Consider the following 26,724-nt stretch of genomic DNA (forward strand, 5'->3'; position numbering starts at 1 on the left):
TCAGCGGATTCGGTCGTCGCGGCGCCGGGTGCGACCGGCCTCGAGATACCCCGACAACACCGGACCGATGACGGCGAGGGACTGCGGCTCGATCATGTCGTTGTGCCCGCAGTCCACCCGGTGCTCCACGATTCGACCGGTCACCAGCGGCCGCCACTCGTCCGCCGACCGGGAGCGCGTGGTGCCGTCGTCGTCGCCGGTCGCGGGGAAGATCAGCAGCTCGCCATCGTAGACCTGCGGCTCGAACCGGTGGACCAGATTTCGCGAATTCTCGTATCCGGCGTTGATCCGCGCGAGGTGTTCTCCGCGTAGCCCGGAGTCACTGCCCCACGATTCGTTCAGCAGTTGCGCCGCGCGTTCGTACGTGAGCTCGCCGTCGGTGGCGACGACGAGCCCCAGGCCGCGGAGCAGATCCCGCATGTCGAGCTTCCCGAACAGCGGATCCTCGCCGTTGTCGGGATAGCTGTCCATGACCGTGAGGGTGGCGACGTCGTCGCCTGCACGCTGGAGTTCGACGGCCATCGCGTGGGCGATGACCCCGCCCAGCGACCAGCCGAGCAGGTCGTACGGTCCCTCCGGCTGAATGGCCTTCATCTCCTCGACGTACCGGTGCGCGAGTTGTTCGATCGACTGGTAGTCGCCGTCCCCGCTGATCGTGGGCAACTGCAGTCCGAACGCACGGCGGTCGGCGGGCAGATACCGGACGAGACCCGCATACCCCCAGGAGAGCCCGATTCCCGGGTGGACACAGAACAGCGGTCGTCCGGTGCCCTCCGTGCGCAGCGGAATGACCACCCCCAGCGCCTCCGTCACCCCGCTCTCGGCCGACGGCACTGCGATCCTGCGGGCGAGGCCGGCCGGGGTGGGATCGAGGAACATCCATTGCAGCGGGATCTTCCGATCGAGCCTCTCCTGCAGGGCGGCGATCACCTTCGTCGCAAGCAGGGAGTTGCCGCTTCTCTCGAAGAAGTTGTCCTCGGCCCCCACCCGGTCGAGCCCGAGCACCTCGGCGAAGACGTCCACGACCGCCGCCTCGAGGTCGTTCGCCGGCAACCGGAAGGCGGCGCCCGACAGGAACTCGGGTGCGGGCAGTGCGGCGCGATCCAGCTTGCCCACCGGCGTCAGCGGAATCTGTTCGAGGACGACGATCGCGGCGGGCACCATGTGGGCCGGCAGACGCTCCCCGACGAGACGGGTGAGTTCCGCGGTGTCGACGTCCGCACCGCCGATCGGCCGGACATACGAGACGAGCAGCGGTTCCCCGGCAGGCCCGGCACGGCCGATGGTGACGGCGAACCCGACGTCGGGATGATCGGTGAGTACGGCGTCGATCTCGCCGGGTTCGATGCGGAACCCGCGGATCTTCACCTGGAAATCGCTGCGCCCGACGTACTCGAGGGTGCCGTCCCGGCGCCACCGCACCACGTCTCCCGTGCGGTACATCCGCTCGCCCGGGGCACCCCAGGGGGCGGCCACGAAACGGGACGCCGTCAGATCGGGCCGACGGTGATACCCGGACGCCAGAGCGCGTCCCGACACGTACAGCTCACCGACGACACCGACCGGCACCGGGCGCAGCCGCGAATCCAGCACGACCTCGGAGACGCCGCGGGTGGGTGCGCCGAGCGTGATCGGCTCGCCCGGCACCAGCGCGTCGCTGATGTTCGACATGATCGTCGTCTCGGTCGGCCCGTAGGCGTTGAACATCCGGCGGCCGGGCGCCCACCGGGCGACGAGTTCGGGTGGACAGGCTTCACCGGCCACGACCAGCATCCGCAGCGACTCGAAGCCGAGGGGGTCCATCGACGCCAGTGCGGTCGGGGTGACGAATCCGTGGGACACCCGCTCATTGCTCAGCAGTGCGGCCAGTTCGGTGCCGCCGTAGATCGTCGGTGGGGCGATCACCAGCGTCGCGCCCGCGCAGAATGCCATGACCAGTTCGAACACGGACGCGTCGAAACTCGGCGACGCGAAGTGCAGCACCCGGGCGCCGGGTGTGACGGCGAGGCGGTCGCGCTCCTCCGCGGCGAGGTTCGCCAGGCCGCGGTGTGTGACGGCCACTCCCTTGGGGACGCCCGTGGATCCGGACGTGTAGATGAGGTACGCGGGATGTGCCTCGTGCAGCGGTACCGTCCGGTCCGCGTCGATGACGGGGGCAGGCGACTGCAGCCGGATCCGTTCCTCGTCTTCGGCGTCGTCGAGCACGATCCAGTTCACGGTGCCGGGCAGCCGATCTCGGTGTGCCCGCAGGGTCACCCCGGACACCGCCCCGGAATCGGTGAGCATGTGCTCGATGCGGTCGAGTGGATACCCGGGGTCGACCGGCAGGAACGCGGCGCCCGTCCGAGCGACGGCCCACACCGACAGCACCGATTCGATCGAGCGCGGCAGGCTCAGCGCGACGGTGGTTCCCGGTCCCGCACCGTCCTCGATCAGGCGGCGCGCCAGCCGGTTCGACGCCTCGTCGAGTTCGCGGTAGCTGATCGTCCGGCCCCGGTAGGACACCGCGTCGGCGCCCCGGTCTCGTTCGACGGCGGCCGACAGCAGTTCCGGCAGCAGGACATTCGGGGCGTCGGGTGCGCCGCGCGCCGGGGTGAGCGCCGCGACTTCGTCGGTGCCGAGGATCTCGATGTCGCCGACCGGAACACCGGGTTCCGCGGTGACGGTGCCGAGGATGCGCACGAACCGTTCCGCGAACCCGCGCACCGTGTCGGCATCGAACAGGTCGGTCGCGTAGTCGATCGCACCCACCATGCCCGCCGGGGTGCCGTCGGCGGCGAACCGCTCGTCGAGGATCACCTCGAGGTCCACCTTCACGACGGCGAGGTCGGGATCGAGCCCCTCGACGGTCAGCCCCGGCAACCGCAGAGCGGGATTCTCGGTGTTCTGGAATTCGAGGGACACCTGGAACAGCGGCGAGTGGGCGGTCGACCGCACCGGTCCGACGGCGTCCACCACCCGTTCGAAGGGCAGGTCGGCGTGCGCGAAGGCGCCGAGATCGGCGTCGCGGACCCGCGCGAGCAGGTCACGGAACGGCTGTCCCGCCTCCACCGGGGTGCGCAGGGCCAGCGTGCCGACGAACATGCCGACGAGGTTGTCGAGTGCCGCCTCGCCGCGGCCGGCGATCGGGGTGCCGATCGCCACGTCCCCGGTGCCGCCGAGCCGGCCGAGCAGCACAGCGAGTGCAGCGTGCACGATCATGAACTCGGTGGACCGGTGCTCCCGCGCCGCCGTCCGGATCCGCTCGTGCAGGCCGGGCTCGATCGCGAAGCGCACCCGCTCGCCGCGGAACGACTGCTGTGCGGGACGCCGACGGTCGGCGGGCAGTTCGAGGAGTTCGGGCAGCCCGGCCAGCGCCGACTCCCAGTAGGCCAGTTGCCGCGAGACCAGCGACCCGGGGTCGTCCTCCGAACCCAGCAGCCTGCGTTGCCACAGTGTGTAGTCGGCGTACTGGACCGGCAGCGGCGTCCATCCGGGAGCGCGACCGTGGACGCGGGATTCGTACGCGATCATCACATCCCGCACCAGCGGTGCCATGGAGAAGCCGTCGGCGGAGATGTGGTGGACCACGACGGCGAGCACGTGGTCCGTCGGGTCGAGGGAGAACAGGGCGACGCGTAGCGGAACGGCTTGGGCGACGTCGAAGCCGGCCGTCGCGAGCCGGGTGAGCTCCTCCCGGAGCCGACCGTCGTCCGCGACCGCGGTCGGCGCGAGCATCGGCGCGGTAGGCGCGAGGATCTCCTGGACGGGTTCGCCGTCGCGGAGCGGGAAGCGGGTGCGCAACGACTCGTGCCGGGTCACGACGTCCGTGACGGCGGCGGTCAGCGCATCCACGTCGAGGTCGCCGATGAGCCGCACCACCATCGGGATGTTGTAGGCGGGCGAACTCGTGTCGAACTGGTTGATGAACCACATGCGTTGCTGGGCGTAGGACAGCGGGATGCGGTCGGGCCGGTCCCCGGCGGTGAGGGCGGGACGGCCGGACGGACCCGCTCCCGCGTGCTCGATACGCGCGGCGAACGCCTCGACCGTGGGCGCCTCGAACAACGCCCGCACGCCGATGTCGGTGTCGAGTGCGGCGCGCAGGCGGGCCACCGCGCGGGTCGCGCTCAGTGAGTTGCCGCCGAGGTCGAAGAATCCCGCGTCCGCGCTCACCCGGTCGAGTCCGAGGACCTCCGCGAAGACGTCGGCCACCGTCTCCTGGACCGGATCGGCGGGTGCCCGGTATTCGCGCGTGCCGACGTCGAATTCGGGTGCGGGCAGGGCTTTGCGGTCGAACTTGCCGACGGCGTTCAGCGGGATCTCGTCCAGCACCGTGATCGAGGACGGAACCATGTGGGCGGGCAGTCTGCTCGTGAGACGGCGGGTGATCGTCTCGGTATCGAGGGCACGTTCGGGCGCGGGCACCACGTACGACGCGAGGAGCGTGTCCCCGGCCGGACCGCGGTAGGCGACCGTGACCGCGAACCGGACGTCGGGGTCGGCCGTGAGAGTGGTGTCGATCTCGCCGAGTTCGATGCGGAACCCGCGCACCTTCACCTGGAAGTCGCTGCGGCCGAGGTACTCGATGGTGTGCTCGGCAGTCCAGCGCACGATGTCGCCGGTGCGGTACATCCGTTGCCCGGGCTCGGCGGGATCGGCGACGAACCGTTCCGCCGTCACCCCGGGGCGCCGGTGGTAACCGCGCGCCAATCCCGCACCGGCGAGGTACAACTCCCCCGGAACCCCGACCGGAACCGGCCGCAACCGGGAATCCAGCACCAACTCCGTGACACCGCGAATCGGTCCACCGATGGTGATCCGCTCCCCCGGCCTCAGCGGATCGCTGATGTTGGACATGACCGTGGTCTCGGTCGGCCCGTACCCGTTGTACAACCGGCGTCCCGGTGCCCACCGGGACACGAGTTCGGGTGGGCAGGCCTCGCCGCCGACCACGACGTCGGTGAAATGATCCAGCCCCGCCGGGTCGAGAGACGCGAGGGCCGCCGTGGTGACGAACGCGTGTGTGACGTGCCGGTCCCGGATCAGCTGGGCGAGTTCGTCGCCGCCGAAGACGGTGGTCGGCGCGATCACCATCGTCGCCGCCGCACCGAACGCCTGCAGATATTCGAATACGGATCCGTCGAAGCTCGGTGTCGAGAAGTGCAGCGTCCGGGACTCGGAATCCGCTCCGAAGCGGGCGAGTTGGTCGCGCGCGAAATTGTCGAGACCGCGGTGCGTCACGGTCACGCCCTTCGGCCTGCCGGTGGACCCCGACGTGTAGACGAGATACGCGGCCGTGTCGAGGGTGACCGGTGCCGTGCGGTCGCCGTCGTCGACCGATTCCGCGGATGCGGCCGCGCACTCGGCGGCGAACGCGGGGTCGTCGAGAACGAGCCAGCGGATGTTCTCGGGCAGGCGAGCGCGATGCTCGGACGTCGTCAACCCGAGTGCGCAGTCCGAGTCGGTGAGCATGTGCGTGATGCGCTCGCCCGGATAGTTCGGGTCGACGGGCACGAACACGGCCCCGGTCCTGGCCACCGCCCAGACGCACAGCACCGACTCGATCGAGCGTGGAATACCCACGGCCACCGACTTTTCCGGCCCGAGTCCGCGGGCGATCAGAGCACGGGCGAGCCGGTTGGACCGCTCGTCCAGCTCCCGGTACGACACCTCGACGTCGCCGGACGACAGGGCGACCGCATCGGGGTCGACCGCGGCGGCGTCCGTGAAGATCTGCGGGAGCGTGCGGACGGAGCCGGCGGGACCACCGCGGACCGGTACCAGTTCCGCGCGTTCCCGCTCGGTGAGCAGCGACAGCCGGGCCAGCGGCACGTCGGGTCCGGTGCAGGCGTCGAGCACCCGCACCACCCGCTCGGCGATGTCCTCGATCGCGCCGGCGGCGAACAGGCCGGGCACGTACTCGAATTTCAGGTGCAGGCTCGCCGCCGCCGACGCGACGAGACTCAGCGGGTAGTGGGCGGCGTCGCGGGCATCCACACCGGTCACGCGGAGTCCGGCGATGTCGGTGTCTTCCGACAGCCCGGCCCGGTCCACCGGATACGACTCGAACACGGTGAGGGTGTCGAACCCGACGCCGGGACCCGCGGCGTCCTGGATCTCGGCGAGACCCGTGTAGTGGTGATCGAGCATCGCCGCCTGCTCGGCCTGCACCCGCTCCAGCAACGCGCCGAGCGTCTCCTCCGGATGCAGAGTGACGCGCACCGGAACGGTGTTGATGAACAGCCCGACCATCGTCTCGATGCCGGAGAGTTCCGGCGGCCGGCCGGAGACGGTGGCGCCGAACACGACGTCGTCGCGTCCGGTGAGCATCGCCAGCACGATGCCCCATGCCGTCTGCAGAATGCTGTTGAGGGTGAGCCCGCGCGCCCGCGCGGATTCGCGCAGCCGGTCGGTCCGGTCCTCGTCGAGGTCGAACACCCACTCCCGCGACACGGTCGACAGCTGCCGAGCCCGGTCGGCGGGCACCAGCAGCGTCGGTTCCTCGACCCCCGCGAGGGCGTCCGCCCAGGCCCGCGCGGACAGCTCGGTGTCGCGCCCGCTCATCCACACCAGGTAGTCGCGGTAGTCCCGCACGCGGGGCAGCGGAGAGGGGTCGGCGTCCGTGGCGTACAGCGTGAGCAGTTCCCGGATCATCAGCGGCATCGACCAGCCGTCGAGCAGGATGTGGTGGTTCGTCGACACCAGTCGGCAGCGGCCGCCGGCCGTTCGCACCAGCAGGAACCGGATCAGCGGCGCGGTGGCCATGTCGAAGGGGGTGGTCCGGTCGGCGGCCAGCAGTCGCTCGATCTCGGCGGCCGCCGCGTCCTCGTCCAGTGCGCTCAGGTCGATCTCCCGCCAGGGCACGGCGACCCGGCCCGAGACCACCTGCACGGCCCCGCCCTCGGCGTCGTGACAGAACGCGCTGCGCAGGTTCGGGTGACGGTCGAGGAGTGCGGCGGCGGCCCGGCGCAGTCGTGCGGCGTCGACGTCGCCGCCGAGGTCGAGAATCAGCTGGACGAGGTAGGCGTCCACCGATTCGTCGGCCAGTTCGGCGTGGAACAGCATGCCCGCCTGCAACGGCGACAGCGGCCAGACATCGGTCATCGCCGGGTAGCGGCGCTCGAGGTCGTCGATCGCGCTCTGGCCGAGCCGGACGAGGTTCAGGTCGGACGGGGTGAATCCRCCGCCACCGGACCGGGCGTGCTCGGTGAGGGCCTCGAGCGCGCCGACCCACAGGCTCGCGAGTTCGCCGATGTCGTCGGCGGCGATCACCCCGACGGGGAACGACCACGTGGCGGTGAGGGCGGGACCGGCGGCGGTGTCGGTGGTCCTGGCGTTCACGTCGACGACGGCCGCCGCGGGCAGCCCGGAGTGCGCGGCGGCGGCGAGGCCCGCGTCGGCGACCGGCGTCCAGTCGCCGTCCGGCGCGGAACCCGAACCGAGCCTGCCGAGGTAGTTGAAGCTCACCTGCGCGCCCGGCAGGGCCGCGAGTTCGGGAGCCGTCTCGGCGTCGAGGTAACGGAGCAGCCCGAACCCGATGCCGTGGTCGGGGATCGACTGCAACCGCTCCTTCACCGTCTTGACCGCGGCCCCGGCGGCGGGGCCGGCCGCGAACGCGTCGTCGATGTCCACACCACTCAGGTCGAGGCCCACCGGGAAGATCGTGGTGAACCAGCCGACGGTGCGGGCGAGATCGGCGCCCGGAACCACCTGCTCCTCACGACCGTGCCCTTCGAGATTCACCAGCGCGCCGGACGACTCGATCCCGCGCGCCCGGCGCCAGCGGACGAGCGCCAACGCCAGCGCCGTCAGCAGTCCGTCGCCGACACTCCCGTGGAAGGCCTGGGGAAGCGTCGTCAGCAGCGCCTCCGTCACCTCGACGGGAACCCGGACCTCGACGTCGGAGGTCTGGACGTCGGCTGCGGTGAGGGGCCGCGACCCGAGCGGTGGGTCGGGGGTGTCGAGCATCCGCCGCCACAGGTCGAGTTCGGCTGTGCGAGAAGGCTCCTGCGCCACATCGGTGAGGGCGTGCGCCCACCGGCGCATCGACGTGCCGGTGCCGGGCAGGGTGGGCGGCTCACCCGACAGCACCTGAGCGCAGGCGAGGGCGAGGTCGGGGACGAGGATCCGCCACGACACCCCGTCGACCACCACGTGATGGGCGACGATCAGCAGCCGTCCCGCGGCGGCCGGTGTCGCGCTGCTCGCGAACCACACCGCCTGCACCATCACACCCGACTCCGGGTCGAGCCGGCCCGCGGCGGCGTCCAGTTCGCGGGACGCGGCCTCGGTGAACGAGTCGGCGGCGTCGAGCGGCACCGTGCGCACCACCGCGGTCGCCCGCACCCAGCCGGGCGGCGCGACCGCCATCGCCGCACCGCGCTCGGCCCGGTCACTCCGGTACAGCCGGGCGCGCAGCATGTCGTGCCGGTCCAGGACGGCCTGCATCGCCGCCGTCAGCGTGTCCTCGTCCAGTGCGGCGGGGGTGGTGAACAGCGCAGCCTGGGAGTACCGGCGGAAATCGCCGTCCCTGCCCAGCATCCAGTGCACGATCGGGGTGAGGGGGAATTCGCCGACGCCGCCGCCGGGCAGCTCCTCCAGCGTGACCGCCTGCTCTCCCGCGGTCGCGACCTCCGCGAGTGCGGCAACTGTCTTGCGTTCGAACACGTCCCGCGGGGTGATCACCACCCCGGACGCCTTCGCCCGGGTGACGAGTTGAATCGACATGATGGAGTCGCCGCCGACCGCGAAGAACGAAATGTCGACGCCCACCGATTCGAGGCCGAGCACCTCGGCGAACAGGCCGGCGAGGATCCGCTCCGTTTCCGTCGCCGGTGCGCGGCCGAGCGACACCTGCCGTCCGAAGTCCGGTTCGGGCAGCGCCCTGCGGTCGAGTTTGCCGTTCACGGTGAGGGGCAGGACGTCGAGCACCACCACGACCGCGGGCACCATGTGCGCCGCCAGCCGGCCGCCGACCGCGGCGACGATTGCGGCCGGATCCAGCACCCGGCCCGCCTCGGGCACCACGTAGCCCACCAGTCGTTCGCGCCGCGCCAGCACCACCGACTGCGCCACACCGTCGCAGGCGAGCAGCGCCGACTCCACCTCGCCGAGCTCGATGCGGAAGCCCTTGACCTGAACCTGGAAGTCGTTGCGGCCCAGATATTCCAGCTGACCGTCCGCGTTCCACCGGCCGAGGTCGCCGGACCGGTACATCCGCKAACCGGGTGTGTGCGGGTCGGCCACGAACCGGGTCGACGTGAGTGCGAACCGGCCGAGATAGCCCCGGGTCACCTGCGCGCCCGACACGTAGAGTTCCCCGACCACTCCCGGCGGCACCGGGTGCAGTCGGGAGTCGAGCACGTACACGCGCAGTCCGGGCAGTGCCCGGCCGATCACGGAGGCCGACGCGGACGCGGCGAGTTCCACGTCCAGCGGCAGGTGACTGACGTGCACGGTGGTTTCCGTGATGCCGTACATGTTCACCAGCGCCGGGGCGGTGTCGTCGTGTCGCGCGTACCAGCGGGTGAGCTGCCCCAGGTCGAGGGCCTCGCCGCCGAATACCACGACGCGGAGGGACAGTTCGGTGGCGCCGGCGACCCGGTCCGCCTCGGCGAGTTGGTAGAAGGCGGTGGGGGTTTGATTCAGGACGGTGACGTTCTCGTCCCGCAGCAGTCGTAGGAACATGTCGGGTGAGCGGGTCGTGAAGTAGTCGACCACCACCAGCCGGCCGCCGTGGAGCAGCGCACCCCACAGTTCCCAGACGGAGAAGTCGAACGCCGCCGAGTGGAACATGGTCCACACGTCGGAGGCATCGAACCGGAACAGCGGTTGCGTGTTCGCGAACAGGGTGACGACGTTGCGGTGCGCCACCTGAACGCCTTTCGGCTGCCCCGTCGAGCCGGACGTGTAGATGACGTACGCCACCGAGTCCGGGCGCAGCGGCCCGGTCCGGTCGCCGTCGGTGACCGGCAGCGGCGACGTACGGTCGAGTTCGGCCACCGTCTCCGCACTGTCCACGAGCAGGAGCGGGACCCCGCTCGCCCGGACCGCGTCGGATTCGGCCTCGGTGGTCAGCACACACACCGGCCGGGCGTCGGCGAACACGAACGCGAGCCGCTCCGCCGGGTACGTCACATCCACGGGCACATAGCCGGCACCCGACTTCACCACCGCGAGCAGCGCCACCACCAGGTCCACCGACCGCGCGGCGGCGACGGCCACCAGGGTCTCGGGGCCGGCGCCCCGCGCGATCAGCAAACGCGCCAGGCGATTCGCCCGGGTGTGCAGCTCGTCGTAGGTGAGCGAGACGCCTTCGCACACGACGGCCGTCGCGCGGCGGGATCGCTGCGCGGCCCGCTCGAAGAGGTCCACCAGGGTCGCGTCCGGGGCCGGGGACTCGGCGAACGCCGGCAGCACCCGGTCCCGCTCCGCGCTGTCCAGGATCTCGATATCGCCCACGGGAAGCTCCGTGGCCGCGGCGACCGACTCGAGCACCCGGAGGAACCGTTCCCCGAATCGGACCACGGTGTCGCGATCGAGCACGTCCGTCGCGAACCGCAGTCCGGCACTGAGTCCGGCGGGCGCGCCGTCACTGTCGATCTGCTCGGCGAGACTCAGTTCCAGGTCGAACTTCGCGACGCCCAAGTCCACGCCGAGCGAATCGACGGTGAGTCCGGGCAGTTCGAGGTGGGTGCCCTCCGCGTTCCGGAACTCGATCAGCACCTGGAACAGTGGGGTGTGCGACGTGGATCGTTCGGGGGCGAGATGGTCGACCAGCCGCTCGAACGGGATGTCCGCGTGTTCGAACGCACCGAGGTCCGCCGCCCGCACCGCGGTCAGTACCTGACCGAACGACGCCCGCGGATCCACCACCGTCCGCAGGACGAGCGTGTTCACGAACATGCCCACCACGTCGTCGAGCACCGCCTGCCCGCGACCGGCGACGGGCGTTCCCATCGTGACGTCGTCCGTGCCCGACAGCCGGGACAGCAGGACGGCGAATGCCGCGTGAACCGCCATGAACAGTGTCGAATTATGTTGTGCTGCGATCGTGTTCAACGCACGGTGCAGCCGGGCAGGCACGTCGAACTCGACGACGTCCCCGCGGTAGGACCGCTGGACGGGGCGCGGCCGGTCTACCGGGATCTGCAGCACCTCGGGCGAACCGGACAGGGTGTCCGTCCAGTAGCCCAGTTGCCTCGACAGCACCGAGTCCGGATCGTCCACCGCACCGAGGAAGTCCCGCTGCCACACGCTGTAGTCGGCGTACTGCACCGGCAGCGGGGTCCAGCCAGGCGTCTCCCCCACGGTCCGGGCGGTGTACGCGAGCATGACGTCGCGGGCCAGCGGCATCATGGAGAACCCGTCGGCGGCGATGTGGTGCACGACGATGGCGAGGACGTGCTGCTCGGGTTCCAGCTCGAACAGCCGTGCGCGGAAAGGGATCTCGTCGCTCACGTCGAAACCGGCGCCGACCAGGGCTGCGAGGGCGTCCCGCAGTGCGCGGTCACCGGCGGCGGCCACCGGATCGAGGCGGGGGGTGGCCCGCCCGGCATCGACGATCACCTGGTGCGGTCCGTCGACCGACCCGGGAAACACGGTGCGGAGCGATTCGTGCCGCGCGACGACGTCGCCGACCGCCGCGAGCAGGGCGGCGTGATCGAGGACCCCGGTCAGTCGCAGGGCGATCGGAATGTTGTAGGCGGGCGACGACGTGTCGAACTGGTTGACGAACCACATGCGTTGCTGCGCCAGCGACAACGGGATCCGGTCGGGGCGCTGTCGTGCGGCGAGCGCCACCGACGGGGTGGCCGCCGTCACCGCCGAGTCGATCCGGACCGCCAGATCGGCGACGACCGGCGCGTCGAACAGTGCGGCCACGCCGATCCCGGCGTCGAGGGCGGAGTTGATGCGCGCGACCGCCCGGGTGGCGCTGAGCGAGTCGCCGCCCAATTCGAAGAAGCTGTCGTCCGCACCGACGCGCAGGGCGCCGAGCACGTCGGCGAACACCTGCGCGACAGCCTCCTCGACCGGAGTGGTGGGCGCCCGGTACCCGATGGTCGCCGACGTGAATTCCGGTGCGGGCAGAGCCTTTCGGTCGAGCTTGCCGACGGGGGTCAGGGGAATCTCGTCGAGGACGACCACCGCGGCGGGCACCATGTACTTGGGCAGGATCCGGCCCGCGAACGCGAGCACGTCCGGCGCCGCCACCTCCTCGCCGTCGTGCGGCAGCACGTACGACACCAGCGCCGTGTCCCCCAGCGGGCCCGGCCTGCCGAGGGTCGCGGCGAAGTCGAGGTGCGGGTGGGTGGTGAGAACGGAATCGATCTCGCCCAGTTCGACGCGCTGACCGCGGATCTTCACCTGGAAGTCGCTGCGCCCGAGGTATTCGAGGGTGTGGTCGCGGGACCAGCGCACGACGTCGCCCGTGCGGTACATCCGGCCGCCGCCGTAGGGGTCGGCGACGAACCGCTCCGCGGTGAGCGCGGGCCGCCGGTGGTACCCGCGGGCCAGCGCCGGTCCCGCGATGTACAACTCGCCGGGCACCCCGGCCGGAACGGGCTGCAGCCGCGCATCGAGGACCGACAGCGCGATGCCACGGACGGGGCCCCCGATGGTGACCGGCTCGCCCGGTCTCATCGGCCGGCTGAACGTGGTGAGGATGGTGGCCTCGGTGGGGCCGTACCCGTTGAACATCGCCCGAGCCGCACCCCACGCGGCGACCAGTTCGTCGCCGACGGCGTCGCCGGCCACGACGAGCGCCTCGAGGTGCTCGATGCCGTCGCGCTCCACGGTGGCCAGGACGGCCGGGGTGATGCAGGCGTGGGTGACGCGTTCGCGGCGCAGCAGCGCCGCCAGTTCCGCCCCGCCGTAGACGTCGGGGGGAGCGATCACGAGCGTCGCCCCGGCGGCGCACGACTGGACGAGTTCGAGTATCGCCACGTCGAAACTGGGTGAACAGATGTGCAGGCACCGGGAGTCGGGTGAGACGGTGTAGTGCTCGGTCTGCTCGGTGAGCAGGTTCGCCAGACCGCGGTGGGTGACGACGACGCCCTTCGGCCTGCCGGTGGACCCGGACGTGTAGATCGCGTACGCGGCGTGGTCGACGTCGAGCACCGACCGGCGGTCCAGGTCGGTGACGCGGACCGGCGACGCGGCGGCCCACGTGCGGTCGAAGGCAGGATCGTCCAGCACCAGCCACGGCACGGAACCGGGCAATCGGTGTCGGTGAGCGGACGTCGTCACACCCAGTGCCGCACCGGAATCGGCCAGCATATGTTCGATGCGATCGGCGGGATAGTTCGGGTCGACGGGCACGAACGCCGCGCCCGCCTTCGCGACCGCCCACACCGCCAGCACCGATTCCCGTGATCGGGGTAGCCCGAGCGCCACGAACGTCTCCGGCCCGGCACCGCGTTCGATGAGGACGCGGGCCAGCGCGCTCGACCGCTCGTCGAGCTCGCGGTAGCTCGTCTCGCGTCCGTCGAAGACGAGCGCGGGCGTCTCCGGCCGGTTCCCGGCCGAGGCGGTGAGGATCTCGGGCAGGGTCTTCGGCGGCCCGGCGGGGGCCCCGGACACCGCGGTGTACTCCTGGAGTTCGGCCTCCGACAGCAGGGTGAGGTGGGCGATGGGTGTGTCGATGTCCGACAGCATGATCTGCACGACGCGCGCGACGCGGGCCGCCACCGACTCCGCGAACTCGCTCCGGAAGACGTTCGGCTGGTATCGCAGTCGCAGGTGCAGTCCGGTGTCGACGTGCGCCATCAGGGTGAACGGATAGTGGGTGGAGTCGATCCCCTCGATCCCGGCGACGTGCATGCCGTCGATGTCGGTGTCTTCCGACAATCCCATGCGGTCCACCGGATAGGACTCGAACACGGTCAGCGTGTCGAAGGCAGCACCTTCCCCGACGGCGCGCTGAATCTCCGTGAGGCCCACGTAGTGGTGATCGAGCAGGGCGGACTGTTCACGCTGGAAACGCTGCAGCAGTTCCGCGAGCGTCTCTTCGCGGCGCAGGCGCAGCCGGACGGGCACCGTGTTGATGAACAGCCCGACCATCGACTCGATGCCGGCGACTCCCGGTGGGCGGCCGGACACCGTGGCTCCGAAAACCACGTCCTCGCGCGTGCCGAGTGTGGTCAGCACCAGTCCCCACGCCACCTGGACGAGGGTGTTCATGGTCAGTCCGTGTTCCCGCGCGAGGGCCTCGAGCGCCCGGGTCTTCTCCTCGCCCACGTCGAGGCGCACGTCCTCGGGTTCGGCGAAGCTCTGCTCGCCGCGCGCCGCGGGGGCCACGAATGTCGGCTCGTCCGAGCCGGCGAGGGCGGATACCCAGGCGGCCGTGGAGCGTTCGTGGTCCTGTCTGCCGATCCACTGCAGGTAGTCGCGGTAGGACGTGACGTGGGGAAGGGCCGTCGTGTCGCCGTCCGTGGCGTAGAGGATCAGCAGGTCCTTGATCACCAGGGGCGTCGACCATCCGTCGAGAAGGATGTGGTGATGGGTCACGACCAGCCGGTACCGGTCGGGTGCGGTGCGCAGCAACGTGAATCGGAGCAGCGGCGCCTCGGACATCTCGAACGGGACGGCGCGGTCGGCCGCGACGAGTGCCTCCGCCTCCGCGGCGATCCGGGTGTCGTCGAGATCCGACAGGTCGACGTCGGTCCACGGCGCGGTCGCCCCGGCGAGTACCACCTGGACCGGTCCGCCACCGGTGTCCGCGAACGCCACCCGGAGGTTCGCGTGCCGGTCGAGCAGGCCCTGTGCGGCGCGGCGGAGCCTGGCGGAGTCGACGGTGCCGCGCAGGTCGAGGACCAGCTGCACCTGATACGCGTCGAGGCGATGCTCGGACAGCTGCGCGTGGAACAGCAGACCGGCCTGCAGCGGTGACAGCGGCCAGACGTCGGCGAGGTCCGGGTAGGTGCTCTCGAACCGGTCGATGTCTGCCTGCCCGACGGACACCAGATCGAGATCGGACGGCGTCAGCCCCCCTGCGCCCGGGCGGCTCGCGTGCTCGGCCAGGGCGGTGAGTCCCCGAACCCACAGTGCGGACAGCTCTTCCACGTCCTCGGCGGCCAGCACACCGGTGGGGTACGACCACGTCGCCGTGAGTACCGGTGCGCCGTCCCGGACGGTGGTGGCGGCGTTGACGTCCACGACCCAGGCGGCGGGCATGTCGTAGTTCTGGGTTCCGCCGAGGTCCCCGCTGCCCGCGACGGGTAGCCAGGGCACGTCGCCCCCGCTCGTCGCCACCCGGCCGAGGTAGTTGAAACTCATCTGCGGTGGCCGGAATCGGCGCAGTGCCTCCGAGCCGACCGGATCCAGGTATCGCAGGATCCCGTACCCGATGCCGTGATCGGGGATGGCGAGGAGTTGTTCCTTGATCGCCTTGATCGCGGACCCGGCCGCGTCGTCGCCGGCGAGGGCGGCGTCGATGCCGATGCCGGTGAGGTCGAGTCGCGCCGGGAACAGTGTGGTGAACCACCCGACGGTGCGGGACAGGTCGGCGCCGGGCACGACGTGGTCTTCGCGGCCGTGACCCTCGAGGTTGATCAGTACGTCGGCCATCTCGACCCCGCGGTGCCGCCGCCACCGAATCATTGCCAGTGTGAGCGCGGTGAGGAGGCCGTCGCCGACGGTGCCGTGGAACGCGGCCGGCAGTGTGGTGAGGAGAGCCTCGGTGACGGGTGCGGGGACGTCGACGGTGACGCGGCCCGTCGTGGCATCGACGTCGACGGCCGGATCGAGCGGCCGGAACCCGAGGAGCGGGTCGGGGCCGTCCAGGATCGACTGCCACCGCCCCGCTTCGGTGCGACGGGCCGCCGCGGCATCGGTGAGTCCGTGCGACCACCGCCGCATCGACGTCCCCACGGCAGGCAGCGCGGCAGGCAGACCCTCGGCGGCGCGAGTGTGGGCCGCCGCCAGATCCGCGATCAGGATCCGCCACGACACGCCGTCGACCACGAGATGATGCGCGACCAGCAGCAACCGCCCATGCCCGCCGGGACCGTCGAACCAGAGCACCTGCACCATGCTGGCCGAGGCCGGGTCCAGGCGGTCCGCCGCCGCGTTCAGTTCCGCTCTCGCCACCGCATCGAAGTCGCCGGCGTCGAACGACGTCACGGGCACGTGATGGATCAGCGCATCGGCGGGCACCGATCCGGTCGGCAGCACCGTCATGGCCCACTGCCCCGACTCGTCGACGGCGAGCCGCGCGCGGAGCATGTCGTGACGGTCCAGCACGGCGTCGACGGCGGCGGCGAGATCGCCACGGGTGAGCCGGGGCGGCGCGGTGACCAGCACGGCCTGGGAGAACCGGTCCAGCCGGCCGCCGCTTCGTCCCAGCATCCACGCGACGACGGGTGTGAGCGGAACCGGGCCGACGCCACCGCCGGGCAGTTCCTCCAGCACCACGGCATCCGCGCGCTCGTAGTGGGCCACCTCGGCGAGACCGGCGACGGTCCTGCGCTCGAACACGTCCCGCGGGGAGAGGATCAGACCCGCTGCCTTCGCGCGGGCCACCAGCTGGATCGACATGATGCTGTCGCCGCCCAGCGCGAAGAACGAATCGTCCACACCCACCGACCCGAGTCCCAGCACGTCCCGGAACAGGCCGGCGAGCAGCGCCTCCGTCTCGGTGCGGGGCGGACGACTGTCGGTGACGGCGACACCGAAGTCCGGTTCCGGCAGCGCCTTCCGGTCGAACTTGCCGTGGACCGTCACCGGAAGCGCCGCGATCACCACGACAACGGCGGGCACCATGTACGACGCGAGGCGCGTGCCCGCGAACTGCAGGACCTCGCCCGGATCGATGTCCGCTCCGGGTTCGGGGACCACGTATCCGATCAGCCGGTCGCCCGAGCGTTCGTCGCGGCGCACGTCGGCGATCGCCGCCGCCACGTCGCCGTGCGCGAGCAGCGCCGACTCGACCTCGCCCAGCTCGATCCGGAATCCGCGGATCTTCACCTGGAAGTCGGTGCGCCCGAGGTAGTCGAGTTGCCCGTCCGTCGTCCAGCGCACGAGGTCGCCGGTCCGGTACATCCGGCTGCCCGGCGGCCCGAAGGGGTTGGCCACGAAGCGTTCCGCGGTGAGCGGGTATCGGCCGTGATAGCCGCGCGCGAGCGCCGGGCCCGCGAGGTACAGCTCCCCCGCGACCCCCGCCGGTACGGGATGCAGCCGCTGATCGAGGACCGCCTCGGTGAACCCGAGCGTCGGCGCGCCGATCGTGACCGGTTCGCCCGGCGCCAGCGGGGTGCTGATGCTCGACACGACCGTCGACTCGGTCGGACCGTACGCGTCGAACATGGCCCGGCCCGGTGCCCAGCGGGCCACCAGTTCCGGCGGGCACGTTTCGCCGCCGGTCACCACGCACTGCACGCTCTCCAGACCGGCGGGATCGACCGAGGCGAGCGCCGCCGGGGTGACGAAGCAGTGCGTGACCCGCTCGCGCAGCAGCAGTTCCGCCAGCTCGTCGCCGCCGTAGACGGACGGGGACGCGATGACCATCGTCGCGCCCGGCCCAACCGCCAGCATCAGCTCCAGCACGGAGGCGTCGAAGCTCGGCGACGCGAAGTGCAGGGTCCGGGACGCCGCGGACGTGCCGAACGTGCTCTGCTCCGTCGCAGCGAAATTCGCCAGACCGCGGTGCGTGGTCACCACACCTTTCGGCCTGCCCGTCGATCCCGACGTGTAGATGACGTACGCGGGGTGGTCCACGTGCAACGGTGACGTCCGGTCGGTGTCGGTCACCGCCGCCGCCGGGAGCAGCGCCAGCTCGGCCTCGGTCCCGGGGTCGCCCGGCACCAGCCACGGGATCGACGCGGGAAGGGCTGACTGCAGCGCGGCCGTGGTGAGACCGGCGACGGCGCCCGAGTCGCCGAGCATGTACTCGATGCGCTCGGCCGGATGGTTCGGGTCGACCGGCAGGAACGCGGCCCCGGTCTTGGCCACCGACCAGACGGCCAGCACGGATTCGATCGACCGCGGCAGTGCCAGAGCCACCACTTGTTCCGGGCCGACGCCGCGCTCGATCAGGAGCCGGGCGAGCCTGTTCGACCATTCGTCGAGGTCCCGGTAGGACACCTGGCGTGCTTCGAAGGACAGCGCCGCGGCGGCCGGGTCCCTGGCCGTGGCGGCCGTCAGCAACTGCGGCAACGTCCGAGCGGCCACGCCGGGGCCTCCGCTCGCGGACGTCAGCGCGGCCCGCTCGCCGGCGCCGAGGACGTCGACATCGCCGACCGGGGCGTCCGGCGATTCGGTGACGGCGCTCAGGATCCGGACCAGGCGCTCGGTGAACGCGGCCACCGTGTCCGTGTCGAAGATGTCGGTGGCATACCCCAGCGCCGCACTGATCCCCGCGGGATGACCGTCGGCGTCGACGTTCTCCCTCAGCGTCAGCTGGAGGTCGAAATTGATCGTGTCGAACGCGAGGTCGAGGGGTTCGACATGGAGGCCCGGCAGTTCCAACTCGGGGCGCTCGGTGTTCTGGAATTCGAGCATCACCTGGAACAGCGGTGAGTACGCCGTCGAACGGGAKGGCCGCAGGCTCTCCACGACACGTTCGAACGGGACGTCCGCATGCGTGAACGCCCCGAGATCGGCCTCGCGGACCTGCGCGAGCAGCTCGGCGAACGTGCGGGCGCCGTCGATGGGGGTACGGAGCACGAGGGTGTTCACGAACATCCCGACCAGGTCGTCGAGCTCGACCTCGCCGCGGCCCGCGATGGGGGTGCCCACGGCGATGTCGTCCGACGCACTCAGCCGCGCCAGCAGGACGGCCAGCGCGGAGTGCAGGGCCATGAACACGGTCGATCCGTGCCTGCGTGCGAGTTGCACGACGTTCCGGTGGAGATCCGGGTCGATGTCGAATTCGATACGACCCGCGCCCAGGGTGCGGGCGGCCGGGCGGGGCCGGTCCGTCGGCAGTTCCAGTACATCCGGAAGGTCGGCCAGCGTCGCGGTCCAGTAGTCGAGCTGGCGGGCGAGAGGCGCACCGTCTGCGTCTTCGTCGCCGAGCCAGTCTCGGTGCCACAGTGTGTAGTCGGCGTACTGCACGGGAAGCGGGGTCCAGTCGGGCGCGGCGCCGCGGCACCGGGCGGTGTACGCCGACAGGACGTCGCGGGCGAGCGGAACCATCGAGAAACCGTCCGCCGCGATGTGATGCACGACCACGGCCAGCACGTGCTCGTGCTCGTTCACCCCGAACAGCCGGGCCCGCACCGGCGCCTCCGTCGTCACGTCGAACCCGGCGGAGAGCAGGCGGTGGAGTTCCGCGCCGAGGTCCGCCGACCCGACGGCGTGCGGTGTGAGTGCGGGCGCCACCTTCTCTGCCGGGAGGATCACCTGCCGCGGACCGCTGTCGGTGAGAGGGAAGACGGTGCGGAGGGACTCGTGGCGCTCGACGACGTCGGCGACGGCCTCCTCCAGCGCCTGCGCGTCGAGGGTGCCGGCGAGGCGGAGCGCGATCGCGACGTTGTACGCCGCACTGGCCGTGTCGAACTGGTTGATGAACCACATCCGCTGCTGTGCGAGTGAGACGGGGACCTCCCGCGACGGGTCCCGTGGGGCCGGCGGCGGCCGGGATTCCAGGTTGGAGTCCCCGGCCTCGGCGCGGGCGGCCAATCCGGCGACGGTCGGGGCGTCGAACACGTCCCGCACGCCCAGCCGGTCGCCGACGGCAGCGTTGACGCGCGCGACGAGCCGGGTCGCGGTCAGCGAGTTCCCGCCGAGTGCGAAGAAGCTGTCGTTCGCCCCCACCCGGACGCTGCCGAGCAGATCGGCGAACACGGCGGCGACGATCTCCTCCACCGGATTGCGTGGGGCGACGAAACCCACCGTCGACGTGCCGAAGTCCGCTTCGGGCAGGGCTTTCCGGTCGAGTTTGCCGTTGACCGTCAGGGGCAGGGCGTCGATCACCACGACCGCGGCCGGCACCATGTACGACGGAACGCTCGCCCCGACCGCGTCGAGAACCGCCGCCGCGTCGACATCCGCACCCGTCTCCGGGACCACGTAACCCATCAGCCGGTCACCGTCCCGGTCGTCGCCGCGCACCACGACCACCGACTGCGCGACCCCGGGGCACGCGGCCAGGGCCGCCTCCACTTCGCCGAGTTCCACCCGGAATCCGCGCAGCTGCACCTGGAAGTCGCTGCGCCCCACGTACTCGAGCCGGCCGCCCGCACCCCACTTCACGACGTCGCCCGAGCGGTACATGCGCGCCCCCGCCCGGTGGTGGTCGAACGGGTCGGCGACGAAACGTGTCGCGGTCAAACCCTGCCTGCCGATGTAGCCGCGGGTCACCTGGTCGCCGGACACGTACAGTTCGCCCACCACCCCGGGCGGTACCGGATGCAGCCGGCCGTCGAGGACGTAGACCCGCAGACCGGGGAGTCCGCCGCCGATCACCGAGCCCGGCACGGACGCCGCCAGCGCGCGGTCGAGGGCGAGGAAGCTGACGTGCACCGTGGTCTCGGTGATGCCGTACATGTTCACCAGCACGGGGGCCCGGTCGTCGTGCCGGGTGTACCACCGCTCCAGTTGCCCGACGTCGAGGGCTTCGCCGCCGAAGATCACGTGCCGCAACGACAATGGCGCCTGATCGGTGTCCTCGACGGCGTTCGCCGCGCGATCGGCCTCCGTCAGCTGGTAGAACGCCGTCGGGGTCTGGTTCAGCACCGTCACCCGTTCCCGGCGCAGCAGTTCGAGGAACGTGTCCGGCGATCGTGCGGTGAAGTAGTCGACCAGCACCAGCCGGCCACCGTGGACGAGCGCACCCCACAGTTCCCAGACGGAGAAGTCGAAAGCGTACGAGTGGAACAGCGTCCACACGTCGGACGAGTCGAATCCGAACAGTTCCCGGGTGTTGGCGAGCAGCGTGACGACGCACCGGTGCGACACCTGGACGCCTTTGGGTCGCCCGGTGGACCCCGACGTGAAGATGACGTACGCGACGGCGTCGGCCCGCAGCGGCCGCAACCGGTCCGAGTCGGTGACCGGCAGCCCGGACAGTTCGGCCACCGCACCGGCCGTCGCCGGATCGTCGATCGCCACCACCGGGATTCCGGCCGGTGCCAGCGACGCGAATTCGGCGCTCACCACGGCGCAGACGGGTCGCGCGTCCTCGAACATCGCTGCCACCCGCTCGGCGGGATAGCTGGTGTCGACCGGCACGTACCCGCCACCGGCGGCGAGCACCGCCAGCAACGTCACCACGAGGGCAGGCGTGCGATCCACCATCACCGCGACCAGCGACTCGGTTCCCACCCCCTCGGCGATCAGCAACCGGGCCAGCCGGTTCGCCTGCTCGTCCAGTCCGCCGTAGGTCAGCGTCGCGTCACCGCACACGACCGCGGTGGCGTCCGGGGTCGACGCGGCCACCCGCGCGAACAACTCGACCACGGTCTGCGCGTCGGCGGTGACGCCCTCGTGGTTCCATCGGTCCAGCACCAGGTCGCGCTCGACCGCACCGAGAACCGGGATGTCCCCCACCACCGCCGCCGGGTCGTCGACCACCGCCCGCAGCACCCGGACGAAGCGTTCCCCGAACCCCTCCACCGATGTCCGGTCGAACACATCCGCCGCATAGAGGAAGGCAGCGGACATTCCGGCGGCGGTGCCCTTCTCGTCGTGATGTTCGGCGAGCGACAGCTGCAGGTCGAATTTGGCGACCCCCGGGTCGACGTCGACCGCCTCGACTGTCAGGCCCGGCAGTTCGAGGTGGGCGCGCACGGTGTTCTGGAATTCGAGCAGTACCTGGAACAGCGGCGAGTGGGACGTCGACCGGCCTGGTGCCAGCTCGTCGACGACGCTCTCGAAGGGAACGTCCGTGTGCCCGAACGCGCCCAGATCCGTGTCGCGGGCCCGGGCCAGCACGTCGGTGAACACCTCACCCGGTTCCACCGGAGTCCGCAGCACCAGCGTGTTGACGAACATCCCGACCAGGTCGTCCAGCGCCGCCTCACCGCGACCCGCGATCGGGGTGCCGATGGCGACGTCACCCGACCCGGACATCCTCGACAGCAGTACGGCCAGCGCCGCGTGCATCACCATGAACAGGGTTGCGTGGTGCTCGCGCGCGAGGAGGAGCAGTTGCCGGTGCAGGCCCGCGTCGATCGCGAACGCCGCGGTCGCTCCCTCTAGCGAGCGGGCGGGCGGCCTGTTCCGGTCGAGCGGCAGGGCGCTGACCTCCGGCAGGTCCGCGAGCACACCGCGCCAGTACTGCAGTTGCCGGGACATGAGGCTGTCCGCGTCCTCGGCACTGCCGAGAAGGCGACGCTGCCACACGCTGAAGTCGGCGTACTGCACGGGCAGCGGCTCCCAGCTCGGCGGCGTCCCGGACCGGCGCGAAGAGTACGCGACCATCAGGTCGCGGGCCAGCGGTGCGAGCGACGCCCCGTCGGCGGCGATGTGATGCACCACGATCACCAGCACGTGTTCGTCGGGGCCGGTCCACAACAGCGCCGCCCGCAGCGGGACCTTCGCGCTCACGTCGAATCCGCCCGCGAGGAGGGTCGCGATCCTCTCGTACAGCGACTCGTCGCCGTCGACGTGCGGGGTGAGGTCCGGGACGACGTCCGCGGTGTCGACCACCACCTGGTAGGGCCCGTCCGTCGACGCGGGATACACGGTGCGCAGCGACTCGTGCCGCTCGATCACGTCGCCGACCGCTTCCCGCAGCGTGTCCGCGTCCAGAGGTCCGGTGAGGCGCACGGCCATCGGGATGTTGTACGCCACCGACGACGTGTCGAACTGGTTGATGAACCACATCCGTTGCTGCGCCAGCGACAACGGGATCCGGTCGGGCCGCTCCCCGACGACCAGGGGCGGTCGGTCCACGAGTTCGGTCCCCGCACGCCGAACGTACGCGGCCAGCAGTTCGGCGGTGGGCGCCTCGAACAACGCCCGCACACCCACGTCCGATCCGAGCGCCGCGTTGACGCGCGCGATCACCCGCGTCGCCACGAGAGAATTGCCGCCGAGGTCGAAGAAGCTGTCGTCGACACTGATCCGTTCGACGCCGAGGACCTCGGTGAAGACCTCGGCGATCGACTCCTCGACCGGGTCGGTTGGCGCCTTGAACTCCGCGGCCGCGGACAGGAACCGCGGTTCCGGCAGCGCCGCGCGGTCCAGCTTCCCGACCGGGGTCAGCGGGATCTCGTCGAGCACCACGACGACCGAGGGAACCATGTACGCCGGCAACCGGTTCCGCACCTGCCGCAGCAGTTCCGTCGTCTCGATCGGCCTGCCCGGAGCCGGGACGACGTACGAGACCAGGACGGTGTCCCCGGTCGGTCCCGGCCTGCCGATGGTGACGGCCAGTCGCACGTCCGGATGCGTCTGCAGCATCGCGTCGATCTCGCCGAGCTCGATGCGGAAGCCCCGCACCTTCACCTGGAAGTCGCTGCGGCGCAGGTACTCGAGGGTGTGGTCGGGCCGCCACCGCACCACGTCACCGGTGCGGTACATCCGGCCCCGGCCGTACGGGTCGGCGACGAACCGCGCCGCGGTGAGACCGGGACGGCGGTGATAGCCCCGCGCCACACCGGCACCGGCGATGTACAGCTCACCGGGTACCCCGACGGGTACCGGATGGAGCCGGGCGTCGAGTACCACTTCCTCGGTACCTCTGATCGGACCGCCGAGTGTGATGGGGTCACCCGGGGTCATCGGTGCGCTGATGTTCGCCATGACGGTCGTTTCGGTGGGACCGTACGCGTTGTGYAGCCTGCGGTCCGGCGCCCACCGGGCCACCAGTTCGGGCGGGCAGACCTCACCGCCCACGACCACGTCGAGGAAGTCGCCCAGCGAATCCGGCGGGATCGTGCCCAGCGCAGCCGTGGTGACGAAGCCGTGCGTGACACGTTCCGACCGCAGTAGGTCGGCCAGTTCCGGGCCGCCGTACGCGGACGGCGGCACGACCACCATCGTGGCACCCACCCCGAACGCCTGCAGGTACTCGAAGACGGACGCGTCGAAACTCGGCGTCGAAAAGTGCAGTGTCCGTGACGATCTCGTGGCGCCGAAACGTTCCTGCTGGTCGGCGGCGAAGTTGTCGAGCCCGCGGTGCGTGACGGTGACGCCCTTCGGCTGCCCCGTCGAGCCGGACGTGTAGATCAGATACGCGGAATTGTCGAGGTGCAGGGGCCGGATGCGGTCGGAGTCGGTCACCGGATTGTCGGAGCGGGCGGCGCAGTCGGCCTGGAAGTCCGGGTCGTCGAGCACGCACCAGGGAATCGAATCGTGTAAGCGTCCCCGCAGCGACTCCTCCGTCAGGCCCAGCACCGCACCGGAATCGGCGAGCATGTAGTCGATTCGGTCGGGCGGGTAGTTCGGGTCCACCGGAACGAACGCCGCCCCGGCCTTGGCGACGGCCCACACGGACGCCACCGACCGGAACGAACGCGGCAGTGCCAGCGCGACGAACGATTCCGGCCCCACCCCGCGGTCGATCAGCATGCGCGCGACCTGCGTCGACCACCGGTCCAGCTCGCGGTACGACAACTCCTCGCCCTGCCGCGACAGGGCCGTCGCCGCCGGATCCAGTGCGGCGGCGTCCGCGAAGAGGTCGGGCAGGGTGCGCTCGGACCGGCCCGGTCGTCCTCGTACCGGTGTCAGCGCGGAACGTTCGTCTGCGGAGAGGATCTCGATGTCACCGACCGGAACCACCGGATCGGCCGCCATCGCGTCGAGGATGCGGAGGTACCGCTCGGCGGCCACCCGAATCGTGTGGGCGTCGAACAGGTCGGCGGCGAAACCGAATTCGACGGCGACACCCGCCGGATCGCCCGACTCGTCGGCCGCTTCGGTCACGGTCACGCACAGGTCGAGGCCGGAGACGGCAGAACCCGGGGAGCCGGGCGCGCGGGTGTCGAGCAGCACCTGGAAGATCGGTGCGTACGCGTCCGACACCGACACGCCGAGTTCCCGCACCAGACGATCGAACGGAACACCGGTGTGCGCCGTCGCCTCGGTAGCGACGTCCCGGACGTGCGACAGATAGTCGCGGCACGACTCCTCGCTCGCGTACCGCGACCGCACCACCACGACGTCCGTGCGATCACCCACGTCCACAACCGTTCCGACGGCGATGTCGCTGCTACCCGTCACCCGCCCCAGCAGGATCGACAGGGCCGTCAGGAACACCGTGCGGCCGGTGGTGCCTGCGGCGTCGGCCAGTGCGGCCACGCGGCGGTGCAACTCCCTCGGCACCACCACGGTGACCCGATCGCTCGCCTGCGACAACCTCGCGGGCCGCCGATGATCGGTAGGCAACGGCAGGAGGTCGGGCAACCCGTCCAGCTGCCGGCGCCAGTAGTCGATTTCCGCCGCCTCGCGCAGAAGTCGTTCGCCGGTGCGGGAACTGGTCTCGTGGATGCTGCCCACCCGGGACGCCGGGTCTGCGGTGGCCAGTTCCTCGAGCAGTTCGACGAACTGACGATGGTGTTCCCGCAGTTCCGCGTCCTCGTAGCGGCTGGGGTTCGCACGGAAGTCCACGAAGATCCGGGTGGGAGTGCCGCTCTGATACACGTTGATCAGCAGGTCCTCGACCGGACCCGACGTGACGATGTGGAAATCGCCGAGGAGCRAACCCAGCGCGACCTCCTGGCGGAACAACATGACGTTCACCATCGGCCCGTACAGTGCCGTCGTCGCGGTGTCGCCGGCGTCGCGGCGGATGTCGTCGAGGCTGCACCGCTGGTGTCGCAGTGCGGCGACCAGCTCACGCTGCACCTTCTCGATCAGTTCCGCGACGGTGTCGTCGGCCCGGACACTGACGGGCATCGGTGCCACGTTGACGAGCATGCCCCCGGAATTGCGCAGTACCGCCGTGGTGCGGGCCGACACCGGAATGGTCACCAGCACATCGGTTCTGCCGGTACGTCGCGACAGGTAGCACGCCGCGGCCGCGATGATCGTCGCCGCCGACAGGCTGTCGCGGGAATCGAGAACGGCCACGACGTCGTCCGAGAGGACAGCGCTCTCCACCGTGCTGGTGGCCGACACCTGCCCCGCCGTCCGCGCCAGCGTGGTGCCCTCGAGCCCGGCGACCCGCCCCGCCCAGTACTCCCGATCGGTCACGAACCGCTCGGAGGCGCGGTACCGGCTGTCGATGTCGTACAACTGCCGCAGGCTCACCGCCCGGTTCGGATCCGGTTCGCGGCCCGCGACTTTCGCGGAGTACCGGTGTGCGATGCGGCGCAGCATCGTCATGGCCCCATAGCCGTCGAGAGCAACGTGGTGAATCCTGCTGTACCACAGGAAGTGTGTGTCACCGGTCTGCAGGATCGACGTCTCGACCAGCCGGTCGGCGCTCAGATCGAGCGGCGTGACGTAGTCACGTTCCATCCATGCGTGCGCCGCCGCCACCGGGTCCTCGTCCGCGCGGAAGTCGACGTACGCGATCGACGTGTCCGTCCGATGGTCCACGTACTGCAGCGGCCGCCCGTCGACGTCGTACACCTTGAGGAAGGGCGATTCGAATTCGCGGGCCGCTTCCACCGTCTCCTGCCGGAGCAGGTCGATGTCGAGGACACCGTGGAACTCGACGTACTGGGCGATGGAGATCGGGACCAGCGGTTCGAGTTGCTGCGCGAACCACGTGGCCCGCTGGGCCGCCGAGAGCGGAATCGGTTCGCCGCCGTCCGGAACACGGAGGTCCGCGGGGCGGCGCGTTTCTCCCGCCCCCGGAACGGGTCCTTCACCTTGTCCAGGGCACACTCGAACTCGACCTCGCCCCGCCCT

At 70.8% G+C, this 26,724-nt stretch carries 1 protein-coding gene; it reads right to left on the bottom strand.

The window, feature by feature from the left end; all coding sequences use genetic code 11:
- Entirely contained in the window at positions 1 to 26,700 is a 26,700-nt protein-coding gene (locus AC1D1G_RS20040) for a non-ribosomal peptide synthase/polyketide synthase (protein ID WP_477953435.1), read from the bottom strand.
- Positions 26,701 to 26,724 lie beyond the last annotated feature (24 nt).

The organism is Rhodococcus sp. P3_B8, from assembly GCF_056402775.1.